14 protein-coding genes are annotated in these 13,617 nt (G+C 41.6%); 8 read left to right on the forward strand and 6 right to left on the reverse strand.

Annotation, left to right across the window (positions count from 1 at the left end):
* Positions 1 to 17: 17 nt before the first annotated feature.
* Positions 18 to 497 (reverse strand): DUF1203 domain-containing protein, encoded by a 480-nt coding sequence (locus NPE20_RS13455; RefSeq protein WP_256539185.1) that lies wholly within the window; start codon positions 495 to 497, stop codon positions 18 to 20.
* 234 nt (positions 498 to 731) lie between these two features.
* Between NPE20_RS13455 and NPE20_RS13460 the strand changes: the two genes are divergently transcribed.
* From NPE20_RS13460 to NPE20_RS13470, 3 genes are all read left to right on the forward strand, one after another.
* Entirely contained in the window at positions 732 to 1,397 is a 666-nt protein-coding gene (locus tag NPE20_RS13460) for a Type 1 glutamine amidotransferase-like domain-containing protein (RefSeq protein ID WP_256539486.1), read from the forward strand.
* Positions 1,398 to 1,494: 97 nt separating this feature from the next.
* A complete protein-coding gene (locus NPE20_RS13465) occupies positions 1,495 to 2,481 on the forward strand; it encodes a LuxE/PaaK family acyltransferase (RefSeq protein WP_256539186.1) in 987 nt (328 codons plus the stop codon).
* A 64-nt stretch (positions 2,482 to 2,545) separates the two neighbouring features.
* Complete coding sequence (locus tag NPE20_RS13470; protein ID WP_256539187.1) at positions 2,546 to 3,199, forward strand: PH domain-containing protein; 654 nt, start codon at positions 2,546 to 2,548, stop codon at positions 3,197 to 3,199.
* A 46-nt stretch (positions 3,200 to 3,245) separates the two neighbouring features.
* Here NPE20_RS13470 and NPE20_RS13475 read toward each other — a convergent pair whose 3' ends face one another.
* The 4 genes from NPE20_RS13475 to tyrS all read right to left on the reverse strand — a co-directional run bounded on the left by NPE20_RS13475 (position 3,246) and on the right by tyrS (position 6,487).
* Positions 3,246 to 4,130, reverse strand: coding sequence for a GLPGLI family protein (locus NPE20_RS13475; RefSeq protein WP_256539188.1), 885 nt, complete (start codon positions 4,128 to 4,130; stop codon positions 3,246 to 3,248).
* 88 nt (positions 4,131 to 4,218) lie between these two features.
* Positions 4,219 to 4,671 carry an RES family NAD+ phosphorylase gene (locus tag NPE20_RS13480; protein ID WP_256539189.1) on the reverse strand — a complete coding sequence of 151 codons (453 nt, stop codon included), beginning with the start codon at positions 4,669 to 4,671 and terminating at the stop codon, positions 4,219 to 4,221.
* On the reverse strand, positions 4,672 to 5,166 hold the full coding sequence (locus NPE20_RS13485) for an Xre family toxin-antitoxin system antitoxin (RefSeq protein ID WP_256539190.1): 495 nt from the start codon (positions 5,164 to 5,166) through the stop codon (positions 4,672 to 4,674). It lies immediately after the preceding gene.
* Positions 5,167 to 5,203: 37 nt separating this feature from the next.
* The gene (gene tyrS / locus NPE20_RS13490) at positions 5,204 to 6,487 is read right to left on the reverse strand and encodes a tyrosine--tRNA ligase (RefSeq protein WP_256539191.1); all 1,284 of its coding nucleotides are present in this window, start codon (positions 6,485 to 6,487) and stop codon (positions 5,204 to 5,206) included.
* A 179-nt stretch (positions 6,488 to 6,666) separates the two neighbouring features.
* Here tyrS and NPE20_RS13495 point away from each other — a divergent pair, with 179 nt between their 5' ends.
* The 5 genes from NPE20_RS13495 (at position 6,667) to NPE20_RS13515 (ending at position 12,012) form a co-directional block, all read left to right on the forward strand.
* Positions 6,667 to 7,344 (forward strand): hypothetical protein, encoded by a 678-nt coding sequence (locus NPE20_RS13495; protein WP_256539192.1) that lies wholly within the window; start codon positions 6,667 to 6,669, stop codon positions 7,342 to 7,344.
* A 213-nt stretch (positions 7,345 to 7,557) separates the two neighbouring features.
* Positions 7,558 to 9,567, forward strand: a complete 2,010-nt coding sequence (rpsA, locus tag NPE20_RS13500) for a 30S ribosomal protein S1 (protein ID WP_256539193.1) — start codon at positions 7,558 to 7,560, stop codon at positions 9,565 to 9,567.
* A 232-nt stretch (positions 9,568 to 9,799) separates the two neighbouring features.
* On the forward strand, positions 9,800 to 10,345 hold the full coding sequence (pyrR, locus tag NPE20_RS13505; protein ID WP_256539194.1) for a bifunctional pyr operon transcriptional regulator/uracil phosphoribosyltransferase PyrR: 546 nt from the start codon (positions 9,800 to 9,802) through the stop codon (positions 10,343 to 10,345).
* A 96-nt stretch (positions 10,346 to 10,441) separates the two neighbouring features.
* Complete coding sequence (locus tag NPE20_RS13510; protein WP_129875537.1) at positions 10,442 to 11,365, forward strand: aspartate carbamoyltransferase catalytic subunit; 924 nt, start codon at positions 10,442 to 10,444, stop codon at positions 11,363 to 11,365.
* Positions 11,362 to 12,012, forward strand: a complete 651-nt coding sequence (locus tag NPE20_RS13515; RefSeq protein ID WP_256539195.1) for a DUF3885 domain-containing protein — start codon at positions 11,362 to 11,364, stop codon at positions 12,010 to 12,012. The genes NPE20_RS13510 and NPE20_RS13515 overlap by 4 nt, the downstream gene beginning before the upstream one ends.
* Before the next feature lie 74 nt (positions 12,013 to 12,086).
* On the opposite strand, the gene NPE20_RS13520 is transcribed toward NPE20_RS13515, so the two are convergent.
* Positions 12,087 to 13,388, reverse strand: a complete 1,302-nt coding sequence (locus NPE20_RS13520) for a flavin monoamine oxidase family protein (RefSeq protein WP_256539196.1) — start codon at positions 13,386 to 13,388, stop codon at positions 12,087 to 12,089.
* Between the last annotated feature and the right edge of the window lie 229 nt (positions 13,389 to 13,617).

Consider the following 13,617-nt stretch of genomic DNA (forward strand, 5'->3'; position numbering starts at 1 on the left):
CTTACTGCAGGTGATTGTCAAAATCTTTCAATTTTACATATAAAGCAGCAGGCCTGTGCGTTACGCGCATGCAGGTATTCAATATCTGCCCGTTGGTCAAATATTGTTGTTATCAGTTCATCAACATCGTTATCGCCCACGGTTTCTGTTAAAACCATCATTTGTTGTTTATTGTAGCCAATAAGTGTTAATGGGAAACTCTTTTTATTGGCCTTTATCTCTGGCGGGAAACGGTGAACATCGCTATATTCTTCCACGTCATCCCCATTTATAAATACCGGGCCGGGTTGGTTGTAAGCATTTTCGATATCAAAAGGCGAGTGCTTAAACAAAAGGCGTTTATCAACTCCTTTTTTAAACGGTTTTAACGATACCCTACATGGGCCAAGGCCGGTAGCTAATTGTTCAATAACCGGGTTGCCAAAATCATCAACCCTTGTTGATCTTATTTTTTGCACGAATGATTTTGAAAGCGGTACAATTTTAAATGTGTTCATGATATTTTTATTTTCTTCAAATCTCCGCCAAATTCACCTCCGGCAAAACCCGATACTTGCGCACTTAATTAATTAACCTGTTGCGCCGTTTATCCGGCGGGTGCTTTGCATGGTTGACCTAAATACTTTTGAGAGTTATAAATTTAATTTCAACCTTTGAGTTAATACTGGTATTAACAACTATAATAAACAGGCTTATCACGCAGGGCGATGATATGGTCAATGAAAGAAATCATGAAACTTCTTCTCACTTCCGCAGGCATCAGTAACACAAGCATCCGTAACGCACTGGTTGAACTTCTGGGCAAACCGATTGCCGAGGCGAGCGCTCTTTTCATACCTACTGCGATATACGCCATACCTAACGGTGCTGACCTATCACGTAGAGTAATTCGCGGATCATTGGGTGACCCTTTCTGCGAGTTAGGGTGGAAGTCGCTGGGAGTGCTGGAGCTAACGGCCTTACCCAGCATCAAACAAGAACTTTGGGTTCCTATGCTCCGGGAAACTGACGCCTTGCTGGTTGGGGGCGGCGATTGCCAGTATCTGTGCTATTGGATGCAGCAGTCTGGCCTTGCAGATCTGTTGCCATACCTATTGCAGAAGACGGTCTACGTAGGCCTAAGCGCCGGTAGTATGATCATGACCCGCTTTGGAACCACCTATGGTAACCATACTCTGCCGGCAGAAAGCGACAAGTCGTTGGGGCTGGTTGATTTTGCACTTCATCCGCATCTGGATCATGAGTGGCTTCCGGATAACTCTCTGGCCAGCCTGGAAAAATTGGCCGCTACGCTACCCGTGTCGTCATACGCGATTGATGACCAGACCGCCATTAAAGTTACCGACGGCACCGTCGAAGTTATCTCCGAGGGCTATTGGAAGCTGTTTACACACTAAACGCATTACCAAGTTGCAAAACGGTTAAGTTACATTTTACATTCATCTGCAATTTGCATATCTGCACATCTGCATATTCGCATTATCTTTGCTTTGTATGATACAGCCGGATAAACAACAGGTATTCACTTTAAATGACGAGCAAGATTTTATCGAAACTACTTTACAGGTATTCCAGCACCAGGCGGCTAATTGCGGTGTTTATAAAGAGTTTATTAACGGTTTAAAGATTGTTACTGCTGATATTGAATCGATTGAACAGATCCCATTTTTACCTGTAGAGTTTTTTAAATCGCATACGGTTGTTACATCCACTAAGCCCGACGAGGTTGTTTTTACAAGCTCGGGTACTACAGGGATGATCACCAGTAGCCACTACGTTACCGATGTAAGCTGGTACGAAGAAAGTTTCCGCAGGGCGTTCAATTTGTTTTATGGCGATATAAAAGATTATAACGTATTGGCCCTGCTGCCTTCATATCTGGAGCGCGAAGGTTCATCGCTGATCTATATGGCACAAGATCTGATCACGCAATCGGGTAACCCAAATAGCGGCTTTTTTCTATATAATCACGAAGAACTTTACAAAGTGCTGCAAGTGCAAAAACAAGCCAATAAGCCAACCTTACTGATAGGTGTCACCTTTGCTTTGTTGGATTTTATTGATAATTATAAAATTGATTTTCCTGAACTGATCGTGATGGAAACGGGAGGTATGAAAGGCCGCCGTAAGGAAATGATCCGCGAAGAATTGCATGCTGCCTTGTGTGCTGGGTTTGGTGTTAACGCTATTCATTCGGAATATGGTATGACGGAACTTTTATCGCAGGCTTACTCAAAAGGAGAGGGTATATTTAATTGCCCGCCATGGATGAAGATCATCACTCGCGATACCAATGATCCTTTTACATTGGTGGGTGCCGGCAAAACGGGTGGCGTAAATATTGTCGATCTGGCAAATATTAACTCCTGCTCGTTCATAGCCACGCAAGACTTAGGAAAAGTTTATGAAGATGGATCCTTTGAGGTATTAGGCCGTTTTGATAACTCCGATATCCGGGGCTGTAATTTGCTGGTAAGCTAAAAGTTAAATTTACAAAGTGTTATAATAATATTCTTATTTTTGCCCAATAAAGAACATTAATATCATGATCGATAAATTCTTACGCGACGAACAAGATCCCAAAGCTGTTGAAAAAGTTTACAGCCGATTGGTTGATCTGCTTACAACAGGCGAGGAAATAATATATATAGCGGTACAAAAAAAACCTATTGTTAACCTTTTTCCTGACTGCATAGCGCTTACTAACAAGCGTATCCTGTTCTTTACCCCGGCCAACCTGGGGCTATCCATCAAGTTTGTTGATTTTGTATGGAAAGATATTGTTGACGTTTACACCAAAGAAGAAATTATAGGTGCTGTATTCAGCGCTAAAACTACCATAGGTACCGAAATGGGAGTAGATTACCTGCCTAAAGTACAAGCCCGTAAGCTATACCAATACGCCCAGGAACGTAAAGAGGCCGAGCGTGAAGCCCGCCGCCTGCGCGAACTGGAAGAAAAACGTGCCGAATCTGGTTCAGTACAAATTGACCATGCCCAACAAGCCACGCATCAGCCGTTTACACAACAGCAACAGCCCGTTGTGCCAACCCCACCGCCCGCTCCTGTGGTTCATGAAGAACCCAAAAAGGACGAGCTGACAGAAAAATTGAAAAGACTTAAAACCCTTTTCGAAAGTGGGCTAATCTCGCAGGAAGAATATAACCACAAAAAACTGGAGCTGTTAAGCGACTTTTAAGTCGATACCAAGACCTTAAATATTAAAATAGGCCTGCATTGTGGGCCTATTTTTTTTCGGGCAATTCTATCGGGTTATTGTTAACCTTCGAATTACTATCAGTCGCTTTTACAACATTAATACTTGATATCTTACTGGGGTCTATATTATCCATCGCCGTTGCTATTCCCCTTCTTTTTCCCGTGCTACCGCCGCGAGATGCCTTGTTAAATCCGGCAGGGTCTTTAGCTCTTGCTTCCTTTAACCTTGCAAGGTCTTGCGGAGTAGTTTTAATATCATCTACAGGGGGGGAAATGGTTTGATTTAGGTTACTGATATCTTCAAAGCTGTTAAACTTAAATATCACCTCCTTTTTAGTGTCCCATGCTTCTATGATCAGTCCCGGTAAGCCATTAAGTTTCCATGGGCCGGCATGAAAGGGCAGATCTGTACAAAACCAGGCTTCATAATCCCGGCCTTTAAAATGCCCGGTTGCTTTCTGGCAATGCAATGCCCCAATGCTTAAAGTGTCTTTTAGTATTATCCATTTAATAACCGGTAAAGGTTCTTCCACCAAATAATAGTTAACTATCTGTTCTTCGGTATACAGCTTTTTATCATTTGTATATTGATAATATTCCTCGCTGCTTACCACACCACTGCCGGTAATAGTAAGGTTAAGATGGTTGGGATCGGTCGCGCTCTTTACCTGGTTGGCTATTTGGTTAGCAAGCATTTCTTCCTGCTGTTGTTTGGTAATGCTGCGGTAGGCACTTGCATTGCGGCCCAATATCAAAGCCATGGTTTCTTTGTATGGCTTATCGCGGTTAGCAGTGTCGCGAACGTGGATAAACTCGTAGGTGGCTTTACCAATAGCAACATCCGCCTTTTGCGCTACAGAGTTAATGGTCAATAACAGTAAAAATGCGAAACTTAATAATAGCCTTTTCATAGATCACTAATTGGTATCCGGTAAAACTAAATATTTAGTTTATAATAAGAAGGGCTTTACTATAATTTATTTATTACGGATGGTATGGCTAAAGCAGCCTGTCGTCGAAGCTAAAAGGGTAGTTGTTTAAAATTTTAACCTTGCTAATATCGGTATGTCGGGGGTTAAGCAGGTAGTTATGTTCCTCGGGCACAACCGATGATGGCACCTTCATCAATAAGTATTTCGTTTCCTTAATAAATTGATTGCCTAAAGTTTTTAATTGGGTGGGGGATGAGGCGTCCTGCCAGTTATTTGGCAGTGATTTAATATCGAGGGTTAAAATACTATTATCGGGTACTTCAATTTCGGCAAGGCAAAAATTGGATGGGGTAAATAATGGCTGCAGGTGTACTAAAACTTCTAACACTGCCAAAGCCCGGGATGATGCAAGGTATACAACCGCGTTACCCTTACTGTTCCAACGCGCGCCGTACAAGCGCGCACCCATCCCATCAAGGTTGGTAATATAATTACAATTAGCAATACGATAAAGAATCATTTATACAAAAATGCCATGCTCTATGCGGCCCAGTTCGTTAAAAACCATATCAAAGCCTGCAGAAGTATCTAAAAATGTAACCGGTGCCTCGCCATTAAATATAATGCTTGGGGCTTTTATCCAAAGCTTAAACTTATCCATTGACCCAAAAACCTCTTCGCCGCGGGTATACAGGCGGGCAAGCTCAACGGCCTTTTCGGCGTACTCGGTTTTGATGATGGCATCATCCTCGTAACGTTGCAAAGTACGCTCAGATATGTGCAAAATGCTGGATAACTCCTGGATGTTTAAAGATATTTTTTTTGCTAAAGCCAAAAGGGCCTTTTTAGGAAAACCCTGGCGTGCCAAATTAATGAAGTCAAAATCAGAAGAAGATTTTGCTGCTTTGGCACCGCCTAACAAATTATAAAACGGGGTTGATGAAACCTGGGTAATGTACATTGCCATAGGTTCATTAACCTCGCTTTTTACTGTATGTTTTATTTTGTACGACATTTATACAAATATAAATACCATTTGTCGGATAATCAAATTATTCAACAACAATTAAAAAATAATTTCTCTTACCTTTTTGCGCCACTAAGTACTTGTTATTTATCAGTTTATCGCTTGCGTAAATATCATCGGCTGTTGTTACTTTTTCTTTGTTTATAAATACGCCGCCACCTTGTATCATTTTTTTTGCTTCGCCTTTTGATGGGAATATTGTGGTTTTTGTTGCTAATAAATCTGAAATATTTACCCCTGCTTCAATTTCACTTTTAGCTACAGCAAAGTTTGGTACGCCGCTAAATATGGCTAATACTTCTTCGTCATTCAGCTCACTCAAAAACTCGATGCCGGTGTTCCCAAATAAAAACTCGGTTGATTTTATCGCTTTTTCAAATCCGGCTTCGCCATGTACACGCAGGGTTATATCTTTCGCCAAAGCTTTTTGCAATACACGCGTATGCGGTGCTGCATCGTGCTCGGTTTCCATAGCTTCGATAACCTCACGATCAAACAAAGTAAATATGCGGATGTATGCCTTAGCATCAACATCAGTAGTATTTAACCAAAATTGGTAAAATTGGTATGGTGATGTACGCGCAGGATCAAGCCAAACCGCGCCGCTCTCGGTTTTACCGAACTTGGTGCCATCCGCTTTTTTTATTAACTGTGTTGTTAAGGCGTAAGCCTCGCCTGCATCTTTACGGCGGATAAGCTCGGTGCCGGTAACAATGTTACCCCACTGGTCGCTGCCGCCCATTTGTAATACGCAGTTTTTGTTTTTCCACAGGTAGTAAAAATCGTATCCCTGTACCAGTTGGTAAGTAAACTCGGTGAACGACATGCCGGTTTCACCCTCCAGTCGTTTCTTAACCGAATCCTTAGCCATCATATAATTAACGGTAAGGTGTTTGCCTACATCACGTATAAAATCTAAAAAGGTGAAGTTTTTAAACCAGTCGTAATTGTTCACCATTTCTGCGCTGTTGGCGCCGCTGTTAAAATCCAGGAATTTTTCCAGTTGTGCCTGTACCGATTTAAGGTTGTGGTTCAACACATCCTCCGATAATAAATTACGCTCGGCCGATTTGCCCGATGGATCGCCAACCATACCGGTAGCGCCGCCAACCAGGGCATAAGGTTTATGGCCCGCACGCTGGAAGTGTATCAGCGTCATTATCTGGGTTAAGTGGCCCACGTGCAACGAATCGGCAGTAGGGTCAAAACCAATATATCCCGAAGCCATGCCTTTATTCAACAGTTCTTCGGTGCCGGGCATGATATCGTGCAGCATGCCTCTCCAGCGTAATTCTTCAACAAAATTCATCTTGTATACTTTTAAAACCGATTTTATCGGGATGGCAAAGATAATAGAATAATTATTTGATGGGATAGTTGTTAAAATAGAGTTATTAAACGGTCATTATATTATAATATCTGTTGCCCATCCATAATTTTTAGCCCGATTTTTGTAATTTGTTCCGAACAGACGTACCAGCATCGCCTATGAATTTTCTTTCGCACTATTATTTTGACCGGGATACCACCGATTGCTACTTTACATTAGGCACCGTATTGCCTGATCTGTTAAAGAATGCAGACAAAACTATAGTGCTGCACCCCGAGAAACTGGTGCATGCCGATCCAAAAGTTAACTCGATTATACAAGGCTGGAACAAACATTTGCTGGTTGATAAACACTTCCACTCTGCCGATTTTTTTCTGACCCACTCGCATAACCTGAAAAACCTGCTTGCACCAGTTATTGTAGAGTCGCCGGTTAAGCCTTTCTTTTTGGGGCATATCGCCATCGAGTTGATATTGGATAACCTGCTTATCACCACAAATGAGATAATTGTAAGCGATTTTTACGACCACCTGGATAATTGCGAATTAGCAATTATTCGTGAGTTTTTGGTTTTTGCAGAAATGAAAAACCCGGATGTGTTTTTTAAATTTTATGAAGAGTTTAAACGCAGCCGCTATTTAAACACCTATATTAATATAGATCAAATAACTTACGCCCTTAAACGTATTTGCATGCGGGTATGGCGTAATCCTTTTACCCTGCAGCAGGAAGCCGAAATGACAGGTATTTTACTTGATTACCGCTTAGGATTGATAGCAAATTTCATGAGCATATACAACGAGATAGGGGCGAAGCTGAATAATCCGGAAGCATAATCAGGAAAATTACTAAAAATGATGCCTTGCATTTGCAAAAAGTTGGGGCTATAATTACATATCTGCATCAACATCTTCTCAAAATCATTAACTTTTTTAATAAAAGTGCTTAAAAACCAATATTTAACATTAAATATATTTTTATAGATAAAAATTATATCCGTACCTTTGCAGTCCCAATTAAGTGTTGGGAAAAAGGAGTAAAATTTATTAATGGCAAAAAAACAAGAAGCAGAAAAAGAATTAAAAGCTAAGGAAGCTGAGCTGGGTACAGTTACGGCAACCGCAGAAAAAGAAACAATTGAGTCAGAAGCTGATTCAATATCAATCGAAGAGATCAAATCTCAAATTGCAACTACACCTGATCAGGATTTTGACTGGGATGCAGATGACAAAAAATTTGGTAACTACAGCGATAGCGACCGCGAGAAATTAGAAAAACTTTACGACGGAACATTCAGTTCAATCACCAAAGGCGAAATTATCTCAGGTATTGTTGTAAATATCAATAACAAAGATGTGGTATTAAACATCGGATTTAAATCTGACGGTTTGGTATCTGTTTCTGAGTTCCGTGATACACCAGACCTTAAAGTTGGTGATAGCGTTGAAGTATTTGTAGAATCACAAGAAGATGCTAACGGTCAGTTAGTACTTTCTCGTAAACGTGCAAAAACTCAAAAATCATGGGAGCGTATTAATTCGGCACTGGATAACGATGAGATCATCACAGGTTTTGTTAAGAGCAGAACTAAAGGTGGTTTAATTGTAGATATAATGGGCGTTGAAGCCTTTTTACCAGGTTCACAAATTGATATCAAACCTATCAGGGATTATGATATCTATGTGGGTAAAACAATGGAATTCAAAGTTGTTAAGATCAACCACGAGTTTAAAAACGTAGTGGTATCGCACAAAGTGCTGATCGAAGATGATTTAGAAAACCAAAAAACCGAAATTGTGGCCAAACTTGAAAAAGGCCAGGTATTAGAAGGTACCGTTAAAAACATTACCGACTTTGGTGTATTTATTGACCTTGGTGGTGTTGACGGTTTACTACACATTACAGATATATCTTGGGGCCGTATCGAGCATCCAAGAGAAGTTCTTGCATTGGATCAGAAGATCAACGTTGTTGTTCTTGATTTTGATGACGAGAAAAAACGTATCGCTTTAGGCTTAAAACAATTAACTCCACACCCTTGGCAGTCATTAGATGAAAATCTACAGATCGGTTCAAAGGTTAAAGGTAAAATTGTAACTGTTGCTGATTACGGCGCATTCTTAGAGATCATCCCGGGTGTTGAAGGCTTAATTCACGTGTCAGAAATGTCATGGTCTCAAAACCTGCGTAACCCTCAGGAATTCCTGAAAGTTGGCGACGAAGTTGAAGCTCAGGTATTAACCTTAGATCGCGACGAGCGCAAAATGAGTTTAGGTATTAAGCAATTAACTCCTGATCCATGGCAAAACGCTGGCGAGAAATACGCCATTGGTACTCAGCACATCGCTACAGTTAAAAACATGACCAACTTTGGTGTGTTTGTTGAACTGGAAGACGGAATTGACGGCTTGATCCACATCTCTGACCTATCATGGTCTAAAAAAGTAAACCACCCTAACGAATTTACTAAGGTTGGCGAGAAATTAGACGTAGTAGTATTAGAGCTTGATATCGATAACCGTAAATTAAGCTTAGGCCACAAACAACTTGAAGAAAACCCTTGGGATACTTTTGAAACCATCTTCACTATTGATTCAATACATGAAGGTACCGTGTTAAAAGTAACTGATAAAGGTGCTATCGTAGCTTTACCTTATGGTGTTGAAGGCTTCTGCCCAACCAAACACCTGGTTAAAGAAGACGGTAAATCTATCAAAGCTGAAGAAACTGCTGAATTCAAGATCATCGAGTTCAACAAAGAAAACAAGCGTATTGTAATTTCACACTCACGTATATGGGAAGAAGCTCGTACTGATGCTCGTGTACAAGAATTCGAAAACCGTAAAAAAGAAGCAAAATCTGCTAACAACGCGGTTAAGAAAGTGAAAGAATCAGTGGAGAAATCAACTTTAGGTGACCTTAGCGTTCTTGCTCAGTTAAAAGAGCAAATGGAAGGTGCAGAAAACAAAGCGGCTAAAAAAGCCCCTGTTGCTGCTGCCCCAGCTAAAAAAGCAGAGCCAGAAGCTCCTGCTGCTGAAACTGAAGAAGAAGAAGCATAAGCTTTTCAGATATTCAAATACCAAAGCCCTTCCGAATAAACGGAAGGGCTTTTTTTGTACACCTCTTTTTATATCCCCTTTTGGCGGTGTCCTCACCGCCATTATACCAGGCGTCATCGACACCGACGGTATTATCACCGCATCATCCTTAATATACTTCCCGTTTTTTATTAACTAATCACTATTCTCTACTTACAAATTTTTTTTACCTTTGCCCAAATCCACCCATACGATGCAAAATCTAACGCTGCTCGACGGTCAAAAATTTCAAATAACAATTCAGCGTTTATGTCGTCAATTAATTGAAAATCATAACGATTTTTCCGGCTCGGTTTTAATTGGCATACAGCCCCGGGGAATTTACCTGGCCCAACGCGTAGCCGAAGAACTGAGAAAAATATTACCCGATAACAAAATTGAACAGGGCGACCTGGATATTACGTTTTACCGAGACGATTTTCGCAGGCAGGGATCACCGTTGGTGCCCAACCAAACTAAAATAAATTTTATTATAGAAGGTAAAAAAGTGATCATGATGGATGATGTGCTGTGGACAGGCCGTACTATCCGCGCCGCTATGGATGCCATGCAGGCATTTGGCAGGCCCGAAAAGGTAGAACTGCTGGCACTTGTAGACAGGCGGTATTCACGGCATATTCCGGTATCGGCAGACTATGTAGGCATTGAGGTTGATTCTATCGCATCGCAAAAAGTAGTAGTGAGCTGGAAAGAAACCGACGGCGAAGACAGGATAGTATTAGTATCGGAAGCTAAGTAACAAAGCGTCATTGCGAGGAACGAAGCAATCTCACGATAGACGATAATGAATAGGGCAAATAGAAAATAAATAAATTCGATATCCGAAATAAATAAAATGGCATTAAGCACAAGGCATCTGTTAGGAATTAAGGACTTAAATAGGTCAGATATTGAATTGATATTTGAAACAGCCGATAATTTTAAAACGGTGTTGAACAGGCCTATAAAAAAAGTGCCCTCGCTGCGCGATGTAACCATTGCCAACATCTTCTTCGAAAACTCTACCCGTACCCGTTTATCATTTGAACTGGCCGAAAAAAGGCTTTCTGCAGACGTAGTAAACTTCGCGGCTTCATCATCATCGGTAAGCAAGGGCGAAACCCTGATAGATACCGTAAACAACATACTGGCCATGAAAGTGGATATGGTAGTGATGCGCCACCCTTATGCAGGGGCGGGTATCTTCCTGTCAAAACACGTAAAGGCTCAGATAGTAAACGCCGGCGATGGTGCTCATGAGCACCCAACCCAGGCATTACTGGATGCTTTCTCTATCCGCGAACGTTACGGTGATGTAGCAGGCAAAAAAGTGGTGATAGTAGGGGATATCCTGCACTCGCGCGTAGCACTTTCCAATATACTTTGCCTTAAACAATTAGGTGCCGAAGTAATGGTTTGCGGCCCAACAACGCTTATTCCCAAATACATTGGCTCGCTTGGTGTTAAGGTAGAACATAACCTGGTAAAAGCACTCAACTGGTGCGATGTTGCCAATATGCTGCGCATCCAGCTGGAACGCCAGGATATTAAATACTTTCCATCATTGAGAGAATACACCATGATGTACGGATTAAATAAACAGATCCTCGATTCACTCGACAAAGAGATAACCGTTATGCACCCCGGCCCTATAAACCGCGGCGTGGAAATTACCAGCGATGTAGCCGACAGCAAACAATCTATCATATTAGATCAGGTAGAGAATGGCGTAGCTATACGTATGGCGGTGCTGTACCTGCTGGCTGGGCAAACGCCATGAAAGATGGCATAAAAGAATATCATCAGTTTTTGGCCGACAATTTTCCGGGCTTGAAACTTAATAAACCTTTATTTTATAATTGGGGTAAAGCTTTACGTTTTGATCTTGAACGTAACTTTGATAATGATTCCAATTCGGTATTATATTTTGACGAAGTTATCAAAAGAGCTGTCACACTTTATGAAGCATCTTTTAAGCCTAACGACAACGCTTTTTTTATTTTGAGGCAGTACAAATTTAAGAAGGGTAAAATAAGGACTGGTAATTACTTTTTTAAACAATTAACGGGTTTAAACAAAGTTGATGTAAGTTATTGCTCTATCAAATCTTTTAATTACTCAAAAGATACATTTAACATAGCCATAGGTGAAACGTTGGTCAAGCAAATAAATATCAGCAATATTTTATCGGCAATTGCGCTTTCTAATATGCCTCGTATTAAATCGTTCGAAAAATTTTATAACATCGATTTGCCGTTTGAAATATATTTTATCAATAAAGATAAAAAGCTAATTTTTCACATGTATGATAATCGTGGACTTGATATTCTGGGCGACAATGTTGAAGCTATCAGACCAATGTATACAACCTACAACAATTGGATATTGGATTATGATAGGAAGCAAATGAACAGTTTATTTGAATAACGCAGATTTAAACGTTTAACACAGCCCATCAAATAAATCTGCTCACTCCTGAGTTTACAAACGGAACAAACCAACTACTTCAGCATTCTTTTCGCAACATCCAATCCGCTTGTTAAAGCGGCTTCAACTGTGCCCATTTCTGCACCTTCGTATAGATATTCGCCTGTAAAGAATAGGGTATCCTCAACAGGGGTATTCAATGTTTTTCGGGCGGCTGGAGCTTCAACAGTATCATAAGCATACGAGCCGCGGGCAAATGGGTCGGCCGTCCAGTTCATAATGCGATAGGCTATCAGTTTGCTTTTCAATTCCTCAAAATCTATCTTAAAAATATTAGCTAACGATTGCAGGCCCTGTTCCAATACATCAGTATCGGGCGTATTAGTTTTATCGGCAGCTGCCGGGCCGCCTATCCATCCGGTTAGCATGGTAGATTCATCGGGTACCTGCGTCCACCAGGTTGGTATTTCTTCATCGCTGAACAGGTAGCCCATCTTGCCTATGTTTTTGCCGGCCAGAATGCGGGTTTTATCATCCAGCCAAAAAGCGGTGTCAAACTCAAACAAAAGTTTTATTACCGCTCCAAAGCCCATTTGCTGTATAGCCTTTGCATGAACGGGTATTTGCGGGTTAAACGTAACAGCGCCTGTTTCGCCCTCTGGTGCCTGTAATACGCCCAGTGGTATGGCTATCAGCAATTGTTCTGCTTCGTAAGTGGTGCCATCTTCAGTTATTGCTTTTACGCTGCCGTTTTGCCACTGTATCTCTTTTACAACCGCGTTCAGGAAAACCCGCCCGCCCTTGGCTTTACACTCATTCGCCAGGTAATTCATCATGGAACAATAGCCGCCGTTAATGCGGTGTTGGGCGTCCTCCTGCTCGTGCTGCCACTCGTTGCGCAGGGCAAACGCGCTGGCATCGCGCGGGTCGGCAGTATCATAGCCGGATACATATGCCCATGCTGCATTGCGCAGTTCTTCATACTTATTCCCGGGGAATTCCTTTTGTAAAAAATCGTAAATATTGGTATCCTGTTCCAGTTCGTTCAGACGTTTTATCAGCAGGTCCCAATCTTCTATGATCATGCTGTTTTCTTCAAACTTACCCTTCTCATAACGCCACATCTCGGCATTGGCGCTTCTATAGCCAATTTTGGCTCCTTTTAAAAGTTGCAGGGTAACAGGCAGGTCGCCATGAATAAATTCGGCCCCCAGTTCGGTATTTGTAAAAAAAGAAGCATCGCTTAAACTATGGATACGGCCACCCATACGGTTGCGTGCCTCCAGCACGGTAACTTGTTTGCCGGCATTGCTGAGGGTACGTGCGGCCATTAAACCGGCTGCACCAGCCCCAATAATTAAGATGTTGTTTTTCATAAACAGGTACTGCAAGGTAAAAGTTATGGGCGGAAGATGCAAGGATTTACTCACCCGCTTTGCTTCGCTCGCGGCCCTCCCTGCTTCGCAAAGAAGGTGAAAATTGCAAAGCCCTCTTTGCGCGCAGCGAAGAGAGGGCAGTCGAGCGTAGCGATGACGGGTGAGTAAATTTACCGCCGTGTAATTTCTACACCTACTTATAAATGTTTCTCTTATTTTAGCCAAAACT

It is taken from the genome of Mucilaginibacter aquariorum, from assembly GCF_024498135.1.
GTDB classification, from domain to species: domain Bacteria; phylum Bacteroidota; class Bacteroidia; order Sphingobacteriales; family Sphingobacteriaceae; genus Mucilaginibacter; species Mucilaginibacter aquariorum.